The organism is Halomonas lysinitropha (assembly GCF_902500215.1).
Lineage (GTDB): Bacteria > Pseudomonadota > Gammaproteobacteria > Pseudomonadales > Halomonadaceae > Halomonas > Halomonas lysinitropha.
In genome coordinates this window covers 507,205-526,451 of record NZ_CABVOU010000039.1, presented here as the reverse complement: position 1 = coordinate 526,451, position 19,247 = coordinate 507,205, and the positions used below count along the sequence as shown (strand labels likewise).

Annotated in this window: 17 protein-coding genes; 11 read left to right on the top strand and 6 right to left on the bottom strand. The window is 65.2% G+C overall.

Features of this window, described 5'->3' with window-relative positions; genetic code table 11:
- Positions 1 to 19 precede the first annotated feature (19 nt).
- Positions 20 to 505, bottom strand: coding sequence for a ribonuclease HI (rnhA, locus tag HALO32_RS14160; RefSeq protein WP_151444525.1), 486 nt, complete (start codon positions 503 to 505; stop codon positions 20 to 22).
- On the bottom strand, positions 498 to 1,271 hold the full coding sequence (locus HALO32_RS14155; protein WP_151444524.1) for a methyltransferase domain-containing protein: 774 nt from the start codon (positions 1,269 to 1,271) through the stop codon (positions 498 to 500). The genes rnhA and HALO32_RS14155 overlap by 8 nt, the downstream gene beginning before the upstream one ends.
- A 96-nt stretch (positions 1,272 to 1,367) precedes the next feature.
- On the opposite strand from HALO32_RS14155, the gene gloB reads away from it, so the two are divergent.
- The 7 genes from gloB (at position 1,368) to HALO32_RS14120 (ending at position 11,016) form a co-directional block, all read left to right on the top strand.
- Positions 1,368 to 2,135 (top strand): hydroxyacylglutathione hydrolase, encoded by a 768-nt coding sequence (gene gloB / locus HALO32_RS14150; protein ID WP_151444523.1) that lies wholly within the window; start codon positions 1,368 to 1,370, stop codon positions 2,133 to 2,135.
- Positions 2,136 to 2,208: 73 nt separating this feature from the next.
- A complete protein-coding gene (locus tag HALO32_RS14145) occupies positions 2,209 to 3,396 on the top strand; it encodes a transglycosylase SLT domain-containing protein (protein WP_151444522.1) in 1,188 nt (395 codons plus the stop codon).
- 42 nt (positions 3,397 to 3,438) lie between these two features.
- A complete protein-coding gene (locus HALO32_RS14140; protein ID WP_151444521.1) occupies positions 3,439 to 5,268 on the top strand; it encodes an extracellular solute-binding protein in 1,830 nt (609 codons plus the stop codon).
- A 57-nt stretch (positions 5,269 to 5,325) separates the two neighbouring features.
- Positions 5,326 to 6,399 carry a microcin C ABC transporter permease YejB gene (locus tag HALO32_RS14135; protein ID WP_151444520.1) on the top strand — a complete coding sequence of 358 codons (1,074 nt, stop codon included), beginning with the start codon at positions 5,326 to 5,328 and terminating at the stop codon, positions 6,397 to 6,399.
- A gap of 4 nt (positions 6,400 to 6,403) precedes the next feature.
- The gene (locus tag HALO32_RS14130) at positions 6,404 to 7,498 is read left to right on the top strand and encodes an ABC transporter permease (protein ID WP_151444519.1); all 1,095 of its coding nucleotides are present in this window, start codon (positions 6,404 to 6,406) and stop codon (positions 7,496 to 7,498) included.
- Positions 7,491 to 9,092, top strand: a complete 1,602-nt coding sequence (locus HALO32_RS14125; RefSeq protein ID WP_151444518.1) for an ABC transporter ATP-binding protein — start codon at positions 7,491 to 7,493, stop codon at positions 9,090 to 9,092. The genes HALO32_RS14130 and HALO32_RS14125 overlap by 8 nt, the downstream gene beginning before the upstream one ends.
- Before the next feature lie 169 nt (positions 9,093 to 9,261).
- Entirely contained in the window at positions 9,262 to 11,016 is a 1,755-nt protein-coding gene (locus tag HALO32_RS14120; RefSeq protein ID WP_151444517.1) for a sensor domain-containing diguanylate cyclase, read from the top strand.
- A 55-nt stretch (positions 11,017 to 11,071) separates the two neighbouring features.
- Here the strand turns inward: HALO32_RS14120 and HALO32_RS14115 are convergent, their stop codons facing one another.
- Together HALO32_RS14115 and HALO32_RS14110 are read right to left on the bottom strand one after the other, a co-directional pair.
- The gene (locus HALO32_RS14115; RefSeq protein WP_151444516.1) at positions 11,072 to 11,770 is read right to left on the bottom strand and encodes a pseudouridine synthase; all 699 of its coding nucleotides are present in this window, start codon (positions 11,768 to 11,770) and stop codon (positions 11,072 to 11,074) included.
- A complete protein-coding gene (locus HALO32_RS14110; protein WP_151444515.1) occupies positions 11,770 to 12,585 on the bottom strand; it encodes an amidohydrolase in 816 nt (271 codons plus the stop codon). The genes HALO32_RS14115 and HALO32_RS14110 overlap by 1 nt, the downstream gene beginning before the upstream one ends.
- A gap of 136 nt (positions 12,586 to 12,721) precedes the next feature.
- On the opposite strand from HALO32_RS14110, the gene rarD reads away from it, so the two are divergent.
- Positions 12,722 to 13,651, top strand: coding sequence for an EamA family transporter RarD (gene rarD, locus HALO32_RS14105; RefSeq protein WP_151444514.1), 930 nt, complete (start codon positions 12,722 to 12,724; stop codon positions 13,649 to 13,651).
- Between the two features lie 36 nt (positions 13,652 to 13,687).
- On the opposite strand, the gene HALO32_RS14100 is transcribed toward rarD, so the two are convergent.
- Complete coding sequence (locus HALO32_RS14100; protein WP_151444513.1) at positions 13,688 to 14,962, bottom strand: O-acetylhomoserine aminocarboxypropyltransferase/cysteine synthase family protein; 1,275 nt, start codon at positions 14,960 to 14,962, stop codon at positions 13,688 to 13,690.
- A 144-nt stretch (positions 14,963 to 15,106) separates the two neighbouring features.
- Here HALO32_RS14100 and HALO32_RS14095 point away from each other — a divergent pair, with 144 nt between their 5' ends.
- Complete coding sequence (locus HALO32_RS14095; protein ID WP_151444512.1) at positions 15,107 to 16,822, top strand: SulP family inorganic anion transporter; 1,716 nt, start codon at positions 15,107 to 15,109, stop codon at positions 16,820 to 16,822.
- Positions 16,823 to 16,837: 15 nt separating this feature from the next.
- On the opposite strand, the gene lhgO is transcribed toward HALO32_RS14095, so the two are convergent.
- Positions 16,838 to 18,037, bottom strand: coding sequence for an L-2-hydroxyglutarate oxidase (gene lhgO, locus HALO32_RS14090; protein WP_151444511.1), 1,200 nt, complete (start codon positions 18,035 to 18,037; stop codon positions 16,838 to 16,840).
- A 143-nt stretch (positions 18,038 to 18,180) separates the two neighbouring features.
- Between lhgO and csiR the strand changes: the two genes are divergently transcribed.
- Both csiR and HALO32_RS14080 read left to right on the top strand, forming a co-directional pair.
- The gene (gene csiR / locus HALO32_RS14085; RefSeq protein ID WP_151444510.1) at positions 18,181 to 18,867 is read left to right on the top strand and encodes a DNA-binding transcriptional regulator CsiR; all 687 of its coding nucleotides are present in this window, start codon (positions 18,181 to 18,183) and stop codon (positions 18,865 to 18,867) included.
- A gap of 159 nt (positions 18,868 to 19,026) precedes the next feature.
- Complete coding sequence (locus HALO32_RS14080) at positions 19,027 to 19,239, top strand: hypothetical protein (protein ID WP_151444509.1); 213 nt, start codon at positions 19,027 to 19,029, stop codon at positions 19,237 to 19,239.
- Positions 19,240 to 19,247: the final 8 nt, after the last annotated feature.

The window sequence follows — 19,247 nt, the reverse complement described above, 5'->3', positions numbered from 1 at the left end:
CGCAGGGTAAGGCGGAGACTCAGGCGCGGGCTCGGTTCTCGTCGATGGCCTGGTTGGCCAGTTCATCGGCGCGCTCGTTACCGGGATGGCCACTGTGCCCCTTGACCCAGTGCCACTCGATCGCATGGCGATGAGTCTCTTCGTGGAGTTCGCGCCACAGCTCGGCATTCTTGACCGGCTGGCGGGAAGCGGTTTTCCAGCCACGCTTGATCCAGTTGTGAATCCACTCGGTGATGCCCTTGCGCAGGTACTCGGAATCGGTCCACAGCGCCACCCGACAGGGACGCTTGAGCTCGCGCAAGGCCATGATCGCCGCCATCAGCTCCATACGGTTATTGGTGGTCACCGCCTCGAAGCCCTTGAGCGCCTTCTCGTGATCGCCGCTGACCAGCAGCGACCCCCATCCGCCGGGGCCGGGATTGCCTCGGCAAGCCCCGTCGGTATAGATCGTTACTGTCTGTGAAAGCTCGTTGTTTGGGGGCTCAGCGTGGCGTCTGTCAGTCAATCTTGCGGTTCCTTTGCGTCTGTGGCCCGGTCCGCGTAGCGCTGCCCAGGGCGGGTCCGGCCAGGGGGCGTGACAGTTCGAAGCGCGAGCGCTGTGACTGGGCGAGCTGCGCCCGGGGGCGGGCATGAATCATGTAGCTATCCCCCAGCGGCAGATTGTGGCGCCGGCCGAGGGTCTCCAGCATGGTATTGCGCGGCAGACTGCCGGGCAGGTGAAACCCGCAGTAGTCTACCCGCTCGATCTCGAAATCGACAAACGCCAGCCAGTCGCCGAGTCGACCGGGGGTCCGCCAGTGACCTCGCCAGGGCATGCGACGCCGCCTGCCCGGCCAGACCCGCGACATCCCCCCCGCACTCAGCGGGCACCAGCCGAAAATGATCAGTCGCCCATTATCGGCGGTAACCCGCGCGGCCTCCTGCAGCGTGCGATGCGGCTCGGCAATCACCTCCAGCAGGTGATGAATCAGCACCAGGCTCAGGCTGTCATCGGGAAGGGGCAAGGCATCCGGCAGGCACACCAGGGTCGACACATGATCGGCCATCTCGTGGTTAGGTGCCCAGCCCAGGGCATGGCGGATCGGGCAGATATCACTCAGCACGGGAGCCATGCCCAGCTCAAGGCTGTGCTGCCCGACGAGCTCTTCGCAGACCGGCCCCAGGCAGGCGCGCTCGGCCCGCCACAGTGCCTGACCCGCCGGCGACGCCCAGTAACGCCGCCCCTCCCGGACCAGCCGCGCCAGGGCATGGGGATCCCGCGAATTTGACATAGTGCCCTTTTCCCTCCACAGTGCCGGGTTTTGTAAACCATATCGCAACGAATTGCGGCAGCGTCTGGCAACGCCTCCGTCAAGGACTCCGAGCCCATGTTGAGCGTGACACCGATACCCGCCTTTAGCGACAACTATATCTGGCTGCTTCGCCAGGACACCAACCAGGCAGTTTGCGTGGTGGACCCCGGCGATGCAACGCCGGTGATCGAGTGGCTGGAGCGCGAAGGCCTGGAGCTTGGCAGCGTCCTGATCACCCACCATCATCACGATCACACCGGCGGCCTGGCGGAACTGATCAAGCGCTACTCGCCGCGGGTGATTGGCCCGGACAATCCCGATATCGAGGGCATCGACGAGCGGGTCGGCGACGGCGACGAGATACGGGTAATGGGCAGGCTCTTCGAAGTGCTCGCCCTGCCAGGCCACACCCTGGATCATATCGCCTACTTCACGCCTGGCATCCCGCCCCTGCTGTTCAGCGGTGACGTGCTGTTCAGTGGCGGCTGCGGAAGGCTCTTCGAGGGCACCCCGGCACAGATGCACGCCTCGCTGTCGCGCCTCGACTCCCTGCCGGAGGACACTCTGGTGTTCGCCGCCCACGAGTACACCCTGGCCAACCTGGCGTTCGCCCGCACTGCCGATCCCGATAACCCCGATGTCGAGACCGCACAGGCGGAGTGCCAGCGGGCCCGGGAGCTCGACCGACCCACCTTGCCCACCACCCTGGGTCGCGAACGCAGCATCAATCCCTTTCTGCGCTGCGATTCGGCCGGCGTACGCCAGGCCGCAGCGGCGCATGGCGACACCGACGGCAGCCTGGCGACCTTCACCACGCTGCGTGCGTGGAAGGACGCCTTCTGAACGTACCATTGCCGAACGACACCCGGCCTGCCCGTGGCGGCAGGCTCCCGCATGACCAGGAGATCACCTCTCGATGACCTACCACACGACACGTCGACGGATCCTGGGCTTCACCAGCTGTCTCGCGCTGATGGGCTCGTTGATGGCCACGACCGGCAACAGCCAGGCCTCACCGACCCCCCAGCGCGCTTTCACGGACGATTCGGCCAGCCAGTCGGCCCAGTACGCCCCGCTCCCCTCGAACCAGACCTTCTGGGATGCCCTGGCCCTCGAGCCCAGAGATGCCTGGTCGCGCCTCGCCGAGGCCTTCGAGTGGCAGGAGGACGTCGATCAGGCACGTGTCCAGCACTGGATCGACCACTACCGCCAGAGCCCCCGCAATATCACCGAGATCACCGAGCGAGCTCGACCCTGGCTCGCCTGGATTACCGAGCGAGTGGAGGAACGCGGGCTGCCCGGCGAGATCGCCCTGATCCCCTTCATCGAGAGCTCCTTCGACCCCACCGCCCGCAGCCACCGCGGAGCGGCCGGCCTCTGGCAGTTCATGCCCGGCACCGGCCATGCACTCGGGCTGCGCCGTGGCGGCGGCTACGATGGCCGCCTGGATGTGGCGCGCTCCACTCACGCCGCTCTTGACTACATCGAAATGCAGGCCGAGCAGTGGTACGAGGGTGACATCGAGCTCTCCCTGGCGGCCTACAATGCTGGCGCCGGCACCGTGAACAATGCCCGCAGCGCCGCGCTTTCCCGAGGACAAACCGCCAGCTACTGGGATCTCAAGCTACCGCGTGAGACGATGGCCTACGTTCCCAAGCTGATCGCCATCTCGGCGATCATCGCCGAGCCGGAACACTACGACGTCGAACTGCCTCGGATCGAAGCCACGCCGGCTATCGCCGAGGTGCCGGTGACCCGTCCGCTGAAGCTCGACGAGGCCGCACATCTGGCGGGTATCTCGCGCACCGAACTGGCCGAGCTGAACCCGGGCCTGCTGGGTCATCAGGCCGATCCCCGTCACGTCGAGCGACTGCTGGTTCCCGCCGACAGTGCCGAACGGCTTGTCGCCCGGCTCAGTAGCGGCACAAGCCGGCGAGCGGTCGCCGCCGACGGTGATGACGTCTACGTGGTTCGTCGCGGCGATAGCCTCTCGGGCATCGCCTCACGCCATGCCGTGGCCCTGACCGACCTGGCACGCTGGAACGGCATCGAACGGCTCGACGCTTTACAACCTGGGCAACAGCTGACACTTTCCGGTAGTTGATGACGGGGGCCAAGGCCCAGCCTGCTACAAGGAATCTGATCGATGCGACATGCTGCCTCTGGCCTGGCCCTGCTGCTGGGCATGCTGCTCGGCGGACCGGCCATGGCGGCCGACCCCGCCGAGGTGCCCACCGTCCACGGCCTGGCCCTCTATGGCGACCCGGCGCTGCCGGCGGACTTTGGCCACTTCCCCCATGCCGACCCCGACGCTCCCCAGGGGGGCAGCCTGGTGCGCTCGGCTATCGGCAGCTTCGACTCCACCAACCCCTTCATCATCCGCGGCACCCCGGCCACCGGCCTCACCGAGATCTATGACACCCTGCTGACCCAGAACCCCGACGAGCCCTTCTCGATGTATGGCCTGCTCGCCGAGGGCGTGCGGCTCGATCCGGATCGCCAATGGATCGAATTCGATCTGCACCCCCAGGCGCGTTTCCACGATGGCGAGCCGGTCACCGCCGAGGATGTGGTATTCAGCTTCGAGACCCTGACGGAGCAGGGCCAGCCCTTCTACGGCGCCTACTACGCCGACGTGGTGGGCATCCGAGCGGTGGGCGAGGATACCGTGCACTTCGACCTCGCCGACAGCGACTCGCGGGAACTGCCGCTGATCATCGGCCAGTTGCCGATCCTGCCGGCTCACTTCTGGCAGGGTCGTGATTTCGAGGCCACTACCCGCGATGCCCTGCTCGGCTCCGGTCCCTACCGTATCGGCGTGGTGGAGCCTGGCCGGCGCATCGTCTATGAACGCGTTGATGACTACTGGGGAAAGGACCTCCCGGCAAACCGGGGCCGTCACAACATCGATCGGCTGATCTACGACTACTACCGCGACCAGACGGTGGCCCTCGAAGCCTTCAAGGCCGGCAACCTCGACATGCGTATCGAGACCAGTGCGCGCAACTGGGCCACCGCCTATGACTTTCCGGCTCGGGATGAAGGGTTCATCAAGCGCCTCGAGGTACCGGACGGCCAGCCCGCCGGCATGCAGGCCTATGTAATGAACCTGCGGCGCGACAAGTTCCAGGACGTTCGGGTCCGCGAGGCCCTCAACCTGGCCTTCGACTTCGAGTGGCTCAACCGCAACCTCTTCTACGGCGCCTACCAGCGCACCGAGAGCTATTTCGCCAACTCCGAGATGGCCGCCGAGGGCCTGCCAAGCGAGGCTGAATTGGCCCTGCTCGAGCCACACCGTGAGGCCCTGCCCGAGCGGATCTTCCAAGAGCCCCTGCCCATCGAACACCCCGAGGAGATGCGACCTCGGCTGGCGAAGGCGCTGAAGCTGCTCAACGAGGCCGGCTATGTGGTAAGCGATGGGGTCATGACCCACCCGGATTCAGGTGAACCCTTGAGCCTGGAGGTGCTGCTCTTCGACACCCAGTTCGAGCGGGTCGTGCAGCCGCTGCTGCAGAACCTGGCGAAAATCGGCATTGAAGGCGATATTCGCATCGTCGACGTCAACCAGTACCTCAATCGGCTGCGCCAGTTCGATTTCGATATCATCGTCGGCAGCTTCCCCCAGTCAGCGAACCCCGGCAATGAACAGCGCGACTTCTGGACCAGCGAATATGCCGAGGTTCCCCAGAGTCGCAACCTGATTGGGCTCAGTAATCCGGTGATCGACGACCTGGTCGATACCCTGATCGCCGCCGACTCCCGGGAAGCGCTGGACACGGCCGCCAGGGCGCTGGACCGAGTGCTGCGCTGGGGCTTCTACGTCATTCCCCAGTGGCATCTCGGGCAGACGCGTATTGCCCTGTGGGACAAGTTCGGCTGGCAGGAGCCCTTTCCCGAGTACAACCTGGACCTGGCCGCCTGGTGGGTAGACCCCGAGCGCGGCGCCGAGATCGAGGCCCGCCAGCGCAACCGCTGAAGGCGCATGACCGGCGAACGGCGCCGGCTGCCATCATCCGTGGAGTAAGGATACACCGTGGCCCGCTATGTACTGCGCCGCCTGCTGCTGATGATCCCCACCCTGCTGGGGATCATGCTGCTCAATTTCATCATCGTCCAGGCCGCGCCGGGCGGTCCCATCGACCAGATGCTGGCCCGTTTCGAAGGCCTCTCCAGCCAGGCCAGCACTCGCATGGAAGGCGGCGGCGGGGACGTCGCTTCGGGCGGCGAGTCGCGAGGCGCACGAGGAATCCCCCCCGCCTTTATCGAGAAGCTCGAGGCCCAGTTCGGGTTCGACCAGCCGGCTCATGAGCGCTTCCTCGGCATGATCGTCGACTACGCCACCTTCGATTTCGGCGAGAGCTTCTTCCGCGACGAGCAGGTCACCACCCTGATGCTCGAGCGTCTTCCCGTATCGATCTCGCTAGGGCTCTGGACCACGCTGGTGGTCTATCTGGTGTCGATCCCGCTGGGTATCCGCAAGGCCCTGCGGCACGGATCACGCTTCGACGTCTGGAGTTCGGGGCTGGTCATCGTCGGCTACGCCATCCCCGGCTTCCTGTTCGCCATCCTGCTGATCGTACTGTTCGCGGGCGGCAGCTACTGGGACCTGTTCCCGCTGCGCGGCCTGACCTCGCCGGACTTCGACGAGCTCTCCGCCTGGGGCAAGATCAAAGACTACCTGTGGCACATCACCCTGCCAGTGATCGCCTCGGCCATCGGCAGTTTCGCGACCCTGACCATGCTGACCAAGAACAGCTTCCTCGACGAGGTTCACAAGCAGTATGTGCTCACCGCCCGTGCCAAGGGGGCCAGCGACCGACGGGTGCTCTACGGCCACGTCTTCCGCAATGCCATGCTGATCATCATCGCCGGGCTGCCAGCCGCCCTGATCGGCATCTTCTTCACCGGTTCGCTGCTGATCGAGGTCATCTTCTCGCTCAATGGCCTGGGCCTGCTGGGCTTCGAGGCGGTCATGCAGCGTGACTACCCGGTGATCTTCGGCACCCTCTACCTCTACACCCTGATTGGACTGGTCCTGAAGCTGATTTCGGACCTGACCTATGTGTGGGTGGACCCTCGTATCGACTTCGAGACACGGGAGTCCTGAACCGATGTCATTGCTCTCGCGGGATTTCTCTCCCATCACGCGTCGCCGCCTGGCGGTCTTTCGCGACAACCGTCGCGCCCGGCTCTCGCTATGGATCTTTGCGACCCTCTTCCTGGTGAGCCTGGTAGCCGAGTTGATCGCCAATGACCGACCCATCGTCATGCAGTACCAGGGGCAGTGGTACATACCGGTTCTGGTGGACTACCCAGACACCGAATTCGGCGGTTTTCTGCCCAGCCCCGCCGACTACCGCGATTCCTTCGTGCGCGACGAGATCACGGCCAACGGCTGGATGCTCTGGCCACCGATCCCCTTCTCCTACGAGACCCTGGACATGGCCCTCGACCACCCGGCTCCGTCGCCGCCCACCGCGCGCCACTGGCTGGGTACCGACGACCAGGGCCGCGATGTTCTGGCCAGGGTGATCTACGGGTTTCGGCTCTCGGTGATCTTCGCGCTGGTACTTACCGCCGGGTCACTGGTACTGGGGGTGCTGGCCGGCGGTATCCAGGGCTACTTCGGCGGCAAGGTGGACCTGATAGGCCAGCGCATCACCGAGATCTGGTCGGGGCTGCCCATGCTGTTCCTGCTGATCATCCTGGCAAGCCTGGTGGAACCCAATCTCTGGTGGCTGCTGGGCATCATGCTGCTGTTCTCCTGGCTGGGACTGGTCGACGTGGTGCGCGCCGAGTTCCTGCGCGCCCGAAACCTGGAATACGTACGTGCGGCCAAGGCCATGGGCCTGCCCTCACGGCTGATCATGTGGCGCCACGTGCTGCCCAATGCCATGGTCGCCACCCTGACCTTCATTCCCTTCCTCTTCACCGGGGCCATCACCACCCTCACCGCCCTGGACTTCCTCGGTTTCGGCCTGCCACCGGGCTCGCCGTCCCTGGGCGAACTGGTCGCCCAGGGCAAGAACAACCTCCAGGCCCCTTGGCTGGGCATTACCGCCTTCGTCAGCCTCTCGGTGATGCTCTCGCTGCTGGTGTTCATCGGCGAAGGGTTACGCGATGCCTTCGACCCCCGCCATATTCAGCATGCCGCCGGCCCATCCCCGGCAGCCAGCGAATCTCCGAGGAGCAGGCCCGATGCGTGAGCCTGGCACTACCCCCCTGCTGCAGCTACACGACCTGACCATCACCTTCGACGCGGTCACCGTGGTCGATCGGCTGTCGCTCACCGTCAATCGTGGCGAAACCCTCGCGCTGGTCGGCGAATCCGGCTCCGGCAAGTCGGTCTCGGCACTCGGCGCCATGAATCTTCTGCCACCCAATGCCCGGGTGGAAGGCGGGCGGCGGCTGGGCGATACCGACCTTACCACCCTGCCCGAACGGGGTTGGCGCGGATTGCGGGGCGGACGGGTCGGCTTCGTCTTCCAGGAACCCATGACCTCACTCAATCCGCTACATCCCATCGGCAAGCAGATCGGCGAGACCCTGCGCCTGCACCAGGGACTCACGGGCAAGGCCGCCCGGGTGCGCACCCGCGAACTGCTGGAACAGGTCAAGCTGCCGCGCGCCGACGACCTGCTGGATGCCTGGCCACACCAGATCTCCGGCGGCCAGCGCCAGCGGGTCATGATCGCCATGGCCATCGCCAACGGCCCCGAGCTGCTGATCGCCGACGAGCCCACCACCGCGCTCGACGTCACCGTGCAGCAGGAGATCCTCGCCCTGCTCGCCGAACTGCGGGATGCCCACGGCATGGGCATGCTCTTCATCACCCACGACCTCAATCTGGTGCACCGCCATGCCGACAGGATCTGCGTGCTGAATGGTGGCCGAGAACAGGAAACCGGGCCAGTGGAGGCGGTCTTCACCCGCCCGCGCAGCGACTACACCCGGCTGCTGCTGGAAGCCGAGCCAGAGGGCCGCCCAGCACCCATCGGCCGGATCGCTCCCCTCCTTCGTGCCCGAGGCGTCGCGGTCCGCTTTCCCCGGCCAAGACGGCTGTTCGCCCGGCGTCCGCCGCCGTTCGAGGCCGTCAAGCCGCTGGACCTCCACGTGGCACCCGGCGAGACCCTGGGCATCGTCGGCGAATCCGGCTCGGGCAAGACCACCCTGGCCCTCGCCCTGCTGCGGCTGGGCCAGGGCAGCGGCGAGATCGACTTCGACGGCACCCGCCTCGACCAGCTGACCGGCAACGCGCTGCGACGCCAGCGCCGCAATCTGCAGGTAGTGTTCCAGGATCCCTACGGTTCGCTCTCGCCGCGTCTGCCGGTCTTCGATATCGTCAGCGAAGGGCTGCGCTTCCATCATCCAGAGCTCACCACCGCTGAAGTCGATCGCCGAGTGCGTGACACCCTGCGCGAGGTGGGCCTCCCCGAGGAGTGCGCCTCCCGCTATCCCCACGAGTTCTCCGGCGGCCAGCGTCAGCGCATCGCGGTGGCCCGCGCCATCATTCTCGAGCCACGACTGGTGGTCCTCGACGAACCCACGTCGGCGCTGGACCGCAGCGTCCAGAAGCAGCTCGTCGAATTGCTGCGCGACCTCCAGACCCGACGGCATCTCAGCTATCTGTTCATCAGCCATGACCTGGCAGTCGTTCGCGCCATGGCCCATCGGGTGATGGTGCTCAAGGACGGTGAGGTGATGGAACAGGGCGACTGCCTGCAGGTCCTGGAGAACCCCGTCAGTGACTATACGCGTGCGCTGGTAGCCGCCGCCGGGCTTGCGCCCTGGCAGAGCTGATTATCTGAACCAGTCGATGCTATCGGATGGCATGAATGTAGATAACGGTATAAGTTGAATTACCGCCTGCAGGCTGCTAAGTGACTGCCGCGAAGCGTTGACAAGGGTGATACCCGTCACCGGTTACGCTGGGTTACGTTATCTCTCTTGTCCAAGGCTACAGGACACCATGCGCACACTCCTCCGCTGCCTGCCCGGAACCCTGTTCCTGGCGTTGCTGATGGCCATCTTCGCCACCTCCCCGGCCCGCGCCGATACTGCCCCGGTGTCACTCGATGAAGGCTGGGAGTACCGCTGGGGGGACTCCCCCTTCCGGGCCGACGGTACCCCGGCCTGGGTCGATGACCCTGCATCGCAGGGGGAATGGCGGCCGATCGCCTTCCCTTCCAATCCGCCCGGCCGAGAGGGCAGCAAGCACGCCTGGTTCCGCATCACCCTGCCCGAGGGAGAGTGGCGTGACCCGGTGCTCTACATCTACAGCGTCGACCTGATCCTCCAGGCCTGGCTAGAGGAAAAGCTGATCTACCAATACGGGGAGTTCGATGACCGCGGAGAAGGACGCTTCTCGGGCTGGCCCTGGCACATGATCAGCCTGCCCGAGAACTTTGCGGGCAAGACCCTCCACTTCCGCGTCTTCTCCGATTACACCGACATTGGCCTGTGGGGCGAGGTCAAGCTGATGGACCGCCTCGACCTGATGGAGTACATCCTGGAGCGTTCGGCCGGGGATCTGATCATCGGCGCCCTCCTGTTACTGATGGCCTTGCTGGCCTTCATCTTTGCCCTCGTGCAGGGCAACCGGCGCAGCTTTATCGGTATCGGGCTCTTTGCCATGGCCGCGGGCATCATGCTGCTGGCCGAGACGCAGGCCAGCCAGCTGCTCCTGGACAACCCCCTCCTGTGGGACTATCTGGCGGCCATCGGCTACTACACCCTACCGGTGGCCATGGGACTAATGCTGGAACACTGGTTCGCCGCGCAACGGTCAACACTGCTGAGGCGCATCTGGCAACTCCATCTGGGCTATCTGGTGATGGCGCCGGGGCTGGCGCTGGCCGGGGTCATCGACCTCTCCAGCACCTTCCCCCCCTTCGATGCCCTGTTGCTGGTCACGTTGCTGGCGATGTTTACCACCATTATCGTGCACCTGGGCACCCTCAATATCGAGCAGAAGCTGATCATCACCAGCTATGGACTCTTTGTCTTCCTCTTGGTGATTGACATGGCCGTGGCCCACGGGCTGCTCTCGTGGCGCCGTGTTCCCTTGAGTGGCGGTGCGCTGGCTTTCGTTTTCGCCATGGTGATGATCTCGCTCTGGCACTACCGGCACACCCATCGCGAACTGCAGCGGCTCAATCTCTCCCTGGAGAAGCAGGTGACCGAGCGAACAAGGGAACTGGAACAGATGGTCGAGACGTTGCAGGCCTACTCCTACCAGGACGCCCTCACCGGGTTGCACAACCGCCGCTACTTCGATGAGCTGCTGGAGCACCAGGCAGCGATCGCGCGTCGCCAGGGGACACCGCTGACGCTGGCAATGATCGATATCGACCACTTCAAGCGGTTCAACGACCGCGAGGGTCACGAGGCGGGCGATACGGTCCTGGTCGGCGTGGGACGGGTACTGAGACATCACTTCCGAGACGCCGACGTGGTCTGCCGGATGGGGGGAGAGGAGTTCGTCGTCATCATGCCGGGGGCGACATCAGCCAGCGCCGAGGCACGCCTCGCCCAGCTGCTGGAGGTCCTGAGTCGTACGCATTTCCGTCACCGTGACCGGGTGCTCGGGCCCCTGACGGTTTCCTGCGGCATCGCCACCTACCCAGAGCATGCCGGCGATCCGCTGACACTGATCGGGCTCGCCGACAAGGCGCTATATTCGGCCAAACACCGCGGACGAGCGAGGATCGAGACCTACGCGTGACGCCTCCCGACGACCGGGCCGAAGGCAGGCGGTGGCATTAAGCGCCGTACCGGCCTCAAAAGAGCGCCACCTCATCCTCGGTGAGCTCGCGCCATGCGCCGGGCGCCAGTTCACCGAGAGACAGCGGTCCGATCGACTCACGGTGCAGGGCCACCACATGGTGACCGATAGCCGCGAACATACGCTTGACCTGGTGGTACTTGCCTTCAAACAGGGTCAGCTCGGCAACGTGCGAAGAACGCATGGCCAGCTGTGCAGGGCGGGTCGGTTTCTCTTCGCCGTCGAGCATCAGGCCCTCGGCGAAACCGGACACGGCGGTGTCCAGTGCGTCTCCCTCCAGCGGCTCGGCGAGGGTCACCCGATAGACCTTGCCCCAGTGCCGTTTCGGTGAAGTGACCCGGTGGGACCACTGGCCATCATCGGTGAGCAACACCAGGCCGGTCGTGTCGACATCGAGCCGGCCCACCGTCTGCAGACGCTCCAGGTGGGGCAGGTCAACGAGTTCCCGGACCAGCGGGTAGAGGCCACGACGGGCACTGCATTCCACCCCGGCGGGCTTGTGAAGCATCACGTAGCGCAGGCCGACCAGGGCCAGGCGCTCGCCGTTCCAGACGACACGGCTCTGCTCGTCGACCTGGGTGGCGGGATTCTTGACCACCTCGCCGTTCACCTGGACTTCCTCGCGGTGCAGGGCCTTCTTGGCGAGGCTGCGCGTCAGATCGGTGGTCTCGCACAGAAAACGGTCGAGACGCATCAGTAGCCGACCCCGTCGGCGAGACCGAAATGGTCGGCATCGCGCCAGGCCGGGAACTTCTCACGGAAACCACGCAGTTCCTCGAGTGAGAGGCTACCGGTCTTCAGGAAGGGAGTGTCCCGGGGCTCGTCGAGCAGCGCTTCCCCCTTGGCATCGACCAACATCGAGTCCCCGGCATAGGCCATGCCCTTGGCATCCTCGCCGACCCGATTGACGCCGATCACCGGGCAGAGGTTCTCGATGGCCCGGGCCTGCAGCAGCACTCGCCAGGGGTGACGCCGGGGCGCCGGCCAGTTGGCCACACAGAGCAGGGCGTCGTACTCGAAGTGTTCGTCGGGCCCCGGCTGCTGGCGCAGCCAGACGGGAAAGCGCAGGTCGTAGCAGACGCTGAGCAGGATCCGGAATCCCTTGAGCTCGACGATCACTCGCTCGTGCCCCATGGCGTAGCGTTCGTGTTCCCCGGCCATGCGGAACAGGTGGCGCTTGTCGTAGGTGACAAGGCTGCCATCCGGGCGCGCCCAGACCAGGCGGTTGAAGTAGTCGCCGTTGTCCATCACGGCGACACTGCCGGTGACCACACAGCCCCGCCGAGCCGCCTGGTCCTGAAGCCAGGCCACGGTGCGGCTCTCGGCCATGGGCTCGGCCATCTCCCGGGAGTTCATGGTGAAGCCGGTAGCGAACATCTCCGGCAGCACGATCAGGTCGGTCTCCTCGGCGCCCAGATCGCCCAGGGTCTCCTCGAGCATCCGGCAGTTGGCATCGGGGTCTTCCCAGCGCAGATCACACTGCACCAGGGTGGTTCTCAATTCGCTCATGCTGGGACTCCCGTTCAGATAATATGGCCGGACACAGCCTACCCCAGTAGCCCCGTCGCCGTCAGCCGATGCGCGCGGGCCGTGGCAAGCGAACCTGTAGCCTGCTAAGTTAGCCCTTTCTCGCTGCGAGGCTCGCATGTCTGCCACCCCCGTCTCCCTGCCCGACCGCGAAGCCGCCAAGGGCGTCGCCTTCGGCCTGACCGCCTATGTCACATGGGGGTGCTTCCCGCTGTTCTTCGCCCTCTTCCAGGGCGTTCCCGCCTTCGAGATACTGCTTCACCGCGTGATCTGGTCCTGCCTTTTCCTGGTCGGGCTGGTCACCCTGCTCGGCCGCTGGTCACCCATCCGCCGAGCCCTTGCCGAACCGAAGCGCCTCGGCCGTGTGCTGGGTTGCGCCCTGCTCATCGCCCTGAACTGGGGACTCTACATCTATTCCGTGGAGACCCATCATGTGCTGCAGGCGAGCCTGGGCTACTTCATGACACCGCTGGTCAACGTGGGGCTGGGCATGCTGGTGCTGCGCGAGCGCATGGCACGCCTGCAGGGTGTGGCCGTGGGGCTCGCCGGACTGGCCATCGCCATCCAGCTCGTACTGCTGGGCGAGTTGCCCTGGATCAGCCTGGTCCTGGCCTTCTCCTTCGGTACCTACGGACTGCTGCGCAAGCAGGTGCCGCTGGACGGCCTCTCGGGCCTCTTCGTGGAGACCCTGCTGCTGCTGCCCCTGGCCCTGATGGCGCTGGGCTGGCTCAGCCAGGCCGAGCTCTCCCACTTTCTCGACAATGGCCGCACTACCGCCCTGCTGGTGGCCAGCGGGGTGATCACCGCCCTGCCCCTGCTGGCGTTCGCCGGGGCCGCGCGCCGCCTGCGACTGGCGACGCTGGGCTTTCTGATGTATCTCAATCCGACCATTCAGTTCTTTATCGCCCTGCTGGTGTTCCATGAACCCCTGGCGCCGGTGCAACTCGCCACCTTCGTGCTGATCTGGATCGGGCTGGCCCTTTATTCCTGGTCGGCCTGGCAGTCGCGCCCGAGAGAGGCGAGAACCTCGGCCAGGTCGTCGCGTTGACTCGCCCGAGATTCCCGCCGGTGACCCGATGCCGGATCAGGCCTGGCTCGCCGCGAGGGCCTGCTCCAGATCCGCGAGTATGTCGTCGACATGCTCGATACCGATGGAGAGGCGCACCATGTCGGGTTTCACGCCGGCCGCCTTCAGCTCTTCATCATTGAGCTGGCGATGGGTGGTGGACGCCGGTATCGACGAACAGGTCTTGGCATCCCCGATGTTGACCAGGCGCAGGATCATGCCCAGGGCGTCGTAGAAACGCGCTCCGGCGTCGCGCCCGCCCTGGATGCCGAAACTGAGAATGCCCGAGGCGCGCCCGTTCATGTACTTCTTCGCCAGGGCGTAATCCTTGTGGCTCTCCAGGCCCGCGTACTGTACCCAGGTCACCGACGGATGCCCCTCGAGATACCGAGCCACCTTCAGAGTGTTGTCGCAGACGCGTTCGATACGCAGCGACAGGGTCTCGAGGCCCTGCAGCAGGTTCCAGGCCGCCTGGGCGGAGAGCGCCGCGCCCATGTTGCGCAGCGGAACCACCCGCGCGCGGCCGATGAAGGCGGCCTCGCCCAGGTCGCGGGTGTAGCAGACGCCATGGTAGGACACGTCCGGCTCATTGAGCAGCGGGAAGCGGGCGGCGTGCTCGGCCCAGGGGAAACGGCCGGAGTCGACGATCACGCCGCCCACGGTCGTGCCATGACCGCCGATATACTTGGTGGCTGATTGGATGACGATATCGGCACCGTGCTCGATGGGACGCCACAGGAAAGGGGTCGGCACGGTGTTGTCGACGATCAGCGGGACGCCGTGGCGATGGGCGGCCTCGGCCAGGGCCACCATGTCCACCACGCTGCCCGAGGGGTTGCCGACGCTCTCGCAGAACACCGCCTTGGTACGGGCGTCGATCAGCGATTCCATGCCGGCGATGTCATCCTTGTCCGCGAAACGCACCTCGATTCCCTGGCGGGGCAGCGTATGCGCGAAGAGGTTGTAGGTGCCGCCGTAGAGCTCGCTGATGGAGACGATGTTGTCACCGGCCTCGGCGATGGTCTGGATGGCATAGGTGATGGCCGCCATGCCCGAGGCCACGGCCAGCCCGGCGATCCCCCCCTCGAGAGCCGCCACGCGCTGCTCAAGCACCGCGCAGGTGGGGTTCATGATCCGCGAATAGATATTGCCCTCGACCTTCAGGTCGAAGAGGTCCGCCGCATGCTGGGCGCTGTCGAACGAGAACGAGGTGGTCTGATGGATGGGTACCGCCACCGCGTGCTGGTCATCAGGGGCATAGCCGTGATGCAGGGCAAGGGTCTCGGGCTTCATGGGGTGTCCTTCTGGGTTGTGATGGGTATATCCACTGATTCACCCGATGCTAACCAACCCTGAACGCGGGGACCAATATCGTTTAGTCTGGCAGACATCCTCGGGTCACTTCCATCGACCCTGCCACCGACTTGGCGAACACGGATGCTCAAGCGCTACCTGCCGATCATCACCTGGTTGCCCCACTACACCCATCGACTGGCGGGTGCCGACCTGCTGGCCGGCGTGATCGTCACCGTGCTGGTGATTCCCCAGTCGCTGGCCTATGCCCTGCTCGCCGGCCTGCCGGCCGTGGTCGGGCTTTATGCCAGCATCTTGCCGGCCATCGCCTATGCCCTGCTCGGCACCAGCCGCACCCTGGCCGTGGGCCCGGTGGCCATCATCGCCCTGATGAGCGGTGCGGCCCTTACCGAGGTGGCGGCCCCCGGCACTGCGGCCTATCTCCAAGCCGCGCTGGTGCTCTCGCTACTCTCCGGACTGATGCTCACGGCCATGGGCCTGCTACGCCTGGGCTTCTTCGCCAACTTCCTGAGTCATCCGGTCATCGCAGGGTTTCTCTCCAGTTCGGCCTTACTGATCGCCGCCAGTCAGGCCGTGCACCTGCTGGGGATCGAGGCGAGCGGCTTCACCGCGCTCGACCTGGTGGTCAGTATCGGCGGTGAACTGGGGCAGACCCATTGGCCGACCCTGCTGCTCGGCCTGGGCTGTCTGACGTTTCTGGTCGCCATGCGACACTACGGGGAACGGACACTGCGGGCGGTGAAGCTGCCCAAGAAGCTCGCCTCTCTACTGACTCGGGCCGGCGCGGTGATCGCGGTCATCGTGACGACGCTGCTGAGCTGGTGGCTGGGACTCGCAGAGCGTGGCGTGGCGGTGGTCGGCACCATCCCGGCGGGGCTTCCGCCCCTCAGTCTACCGCCGCTGGATCTGTCACTCTGGCGCAGCTTGCTGATTCCTGCGCTGCTGATCAGCGTGGTGGGCTTCGTCGAATCGATCTCCATGGCCCAGATGCTGGCAGCGAAGCGCCGCGAGCGAATCTCGCCCAATCAGGAGTTGGTGGGCCTGGGAGGGGCCAACCTGGCCGCGGCCTTCAGCGGAGGCATGCCGGTCACCGGGGGGCTATCGCGGACAGTGATCAACTTCGAGTCCGGGGCTCGCACGCCCATGGCTGGCCTCTTCGCGGCGCTTGGCATCGGGGCGGTAACCCTGGCGCTGACCCCCTTGTTGCAGCATCTGCCCATCGCCACGCTGGCGGCGATCATCACCGTCTCCATCCTGACCCTGGTGGACATCCCCCTGGTCCGTCAGACCTGGCGGTATTCGCGCAGCGACTTCTCGGCCATGGCGGTGACCATCGTGTTGACCCTCGTAGAAGGCGTCGAGACCGGCATCATCTCGGGCGTACTGCTCTCCATTGCCCTCTTCCTCTACCGCACCAGCCGCCCGCACAGCGTGCTGGTGGGACGCATCGAAGGTACCGAGCATTTCCGCAGCACCCAGCGCCACGAGACCGAGACCGTCAGTCACCTGGCCATGCTGCGCATCGACGAGAGCCTCTATTTCGCCAATGCCCGCTATCTCGAGGACACCGTTTACGCGCTGGTGGCAAGCCGCCCCGAACTCGAGCACGTGGTGCTGATTTGCTCGGCGGTCAACCTGATCGACGCCTCGGCACTGGAAAGCCTGGATGCCATCAACGCCCGGCTCGAGGACTCCGGGGTTACCCTGCACCTGGCCGAGGTCAAGGGTCCGGTGATGGACCGGCTCAAGCACAGCGACTTCCTCGATGACCTCACCGGCCGGGTCTTCCTGAGCACCTATGCGGCCTGGCAGGAGCTCAAGCGCGCCCCCCGCGATTGACCGATGGCCGTGACCTCAGCCGACCTCCACCTGTTCCTTCACCTTGTCGACGATGTAGCGCCCGATGGGCAGCGCCGAGGTCGCCGCCGGTGATGGCGCGTTGCAGACGTTGACGGTGCGCCGCGTGTTGACAAACAGGAAGTCGTCGATGAGACGGCCGTCGCGAGAGACTGCCTGGGCACGTACCCCGGCAGGACAGGGCTGAAGATCGTCGAGCGTCAGTTCCGGACAGTATCGGCGTACCATCGCCAGGTAGCGGCGACGGGAAAACGAGTTGCGCAACTCCTCCAGCCCCGGCCGCACATTGCTGGAGAGCATTCGCCACACCCCGGGATAGGTAAACAGCCGCGCCAGCTCCGGCAACGAGACATCGGACTTGCGATACCCCTCACGGGCCAGCGCCAGCACGGCGTTGGGTCCCAGGGTAACGCCGCCGTCGATCATCGGCGTCAGGTGCAGGCCGAGGAAGGGCATGGCCGGGTCGGGGATGGGGTAGATCAGGTGATCGACGATGCCGTTACGCGCCTCGGGCAGGCGGAAATATTCGCCGCGAAAGGGGCAGATGATGAAGCCGGGATCACGTCCCAGCATTCTCACGATACGGTCAGCCATCAGCCCCGCGCAGGAGATGAGGTAGCGGGTCGAGAACTCGTCACTGCGAGTCCTGACGACCACCTCGCCGGGCCGCTCCCTGATACCCGTGACCTCCTGGTCAAAGCGGAGCTGTCCACCACGCTGCTCGAACGTCTCGGCCATGGCCCGGGTGATCCGGGAATAGTCAACGATACCGCTGGAGGGCACGAAAAGGGCCCCGACGCCGGTGATCGACGGCTCACGTTCGCGAAGTCCCTCAGGGGATAGCCATTCGCGCTCGAGACCATTGGCACCGGTACGCTCCCAGAGCCCCTGCATCCGCTCCAGCTCGAGGTCATTGGTGGCCACCAGCAACTTGCCGCAGATGCGGGTCTCGATGCCGTGCTCCTCGCAGAACTTCAGGGTGGCCCGGTTGCCTTCGCGGCAGAAGCGCGCCTTGAGGCTGCCAGGGGGATAATAGACACCGGCATGAATGACCCCGCTGTTACGGCCGCTCTGGTGGTGGGCCGGGCCTGACTCTTTTTCCAGCAGCAGGATACGCCGGTCGGGAAAGGCTTCGCTCAGCTGCATGGCGGTGGACATGCCGATGATCCCCCCGCCGATGATGATGAAGTCGTACACGGCTCACCTCGGAATGACAGGCCTACGCCCTGAGAATATCCATGATCCTGGTCTGTTTCCATTTTTCGATACTACAAGAGACGATTCACCACAGTGGCGATGATTGGGTATGATGACCATCACATTCGCAACGGCAGCGCGCCATGGACACCTCATCGAAACAGAACATGGGCGTCAGTGCCTACCACTGGCTGAAGCGCGACATCATACGCGGGGCCTTCGCACCCGGCGAGAAGCTGCTGATGAGCGGTCTCAAGGAGCGTTACGGGCTGGGCATCGGCCCTCTGCGCGAGGCGCTGTCGCAGCTGGTGGCCGAGAGCCTGGTGGTCGCCATCAGCCAGCGTGGCTATCGGGTGGCACCCATGTCGCTGTCGGAGCTCGCCGACCTCTATGACGCCCGAGCCCAGCTCGAGGGGCTGATCCTGGAGCTCGCCATCCAACGAGGGGGCGACGACTGGGAAGCCGAGATCCTCGCCAAGGCCCATACGCTGGCCAAGGTGACCGAGGTCAACAGTTCCGAGGAGCTCCTCGATGTCTGGGATACCCGCCACAAGGCCTTCCATACGGCCATCGCCGCCGGCTGCAACTCCCCGCAACTGCTGAAGGTCCGCGAAAGCCTCTTCGACCAGGTGGAGCGCTACCGACACCTCTGGCTGCGCGAGACGGTCTTCTCCGCCGAGGCCCTGGAACGCAAGCGGCGCGAACATGCCGCCCTCGTGGAGGTCATTCTCTCCCGCGATGCCCAGCGTGCCGCCGAGATGATGCGCGAGCACCTGATGACGCCGGTCCCCATCATCACCGACGTCATGCGCCGGCAGGGACTGGCTTGAGCGAAGACGGCAGGACGATCCGCCATACCGGCATCGAGGCGATGTCACGATACCGTCATTGCGACACGGCAGACTCCAGGGCGTGACAGGGCCGAACAAGCATCTTATCGTATCAGGACGATCAGGCCGCCCGGGACCGGGCCTTATGGAGACGACGACATGCCTCACCTGCTTAGATTCCCTCGCGACCTGGAAACGCGGCTGGAGCGTGCCAGTCACCATACCGGCATCACCAAGGCCGAGTTGATCGAGCGCCTGGTCCAGGACGGTCTGACCGACCTGGAGACCCAGCTGCTGCTCGAGGATACCGCATCGCCCCGGGTCGAGCGCAGCATCGACCAACTGCTGCGCGAGAGCGGCCTGGGTGCTTGAACGAGACG

Coding starts and splice junctions, on each gene's coding strand:
- HALO32_RS14155 (WP_151444524.1), bottom strand. CDS start 1,271: ATGTCAAATTCGCGGGATCCCCATGCCCTGGCGCGGCTGGTCCGGGAG.
- gloB (WP_151444523.1), top strand. CDS start 1,368: ATGTTGAGCGTGACACCGATACCCGCCTTTAGCGACAACTATATCTGG.
- HALO32_RS14145 (WP_151444522.1), top strand. CDS start 2,209: ATGACCTACCACACGACACGTCGACGGATCCTGGGCTTCACCAGCTGT.
- HALO32_RS14140 (WP_151444521.1), top strand. CDS start 3,439: ATGCGACATGCTGCCTCTGGCCTGGCCCTGCTGCTGGGCATGCTGCTC.
- HALO32_RS14130 (WP_151444519.1), top strand. CDS start 6,404: ATGTCATTGCTCTCGCGGGATTTCTCTCCCATCACGCGTCGCCGCCTG.
- HALO32_RS14125 (WP_151444518.1), top strand. CDS start 7,491: ATGCGTGAGCCTGGCACTACCCCCCTGCTGCAGCTACACGACCTGACC.
- HALO32_RS14120 (WP_151444517.1), top strand. CDS start 9,262: ATGCGCACACTCCTCCGCTGCCTGCCCGGAACCCTGTTCCTGGCGTTG.
- HALO32_RS14115 (WP_151444516.1), bottom strand. CDS start 11,770: ATGCGTCTCGACCGTTTTCTGTGCGAGACCACCGATCTGACGCGCAGC.
- HALO32_RS14110 (WP_151444515.1), bottom strand. CDS start 12,585: ATGAGCGAATTGAGAACCACCCTGGTGCAGTGTGATCTGCGCTGGGAA.
- rarD (WP_151444514.1), top strand. CDS start 12,722: ATGTCTGCCACCCCCGTCTCCCTGCCCGACCGCGAAGCCGCCAAGGGC.
- HALO32_RS14100 (WP_151444513.1), bottom strand. CDS start 14,962: ATGAAGCCCGAGACCCTTGCCCTGCATCACGGCTATGCCCCTGATGAC.
- HALO32_RS14095 (WP_151444512.1), top strand. CDS start 15,107: ATGCTCAAGCGCTACCTGCCGATCATCACCTGGTTGCCCCACTACACC.
- csiR (WP_151444510.1), top strand. CDS start 18,181: ATGGACACCTCATCGAAACAGAACATGGGCGTCAGTGCCTACCACTGG.
- HALO32_RS14080 (WP_151444509.1), top strand. CDS start 19,027: ATGCCTCACCTGCTTAGATTCCCTCGCGACCTGGAAACGCGGCTGGAG.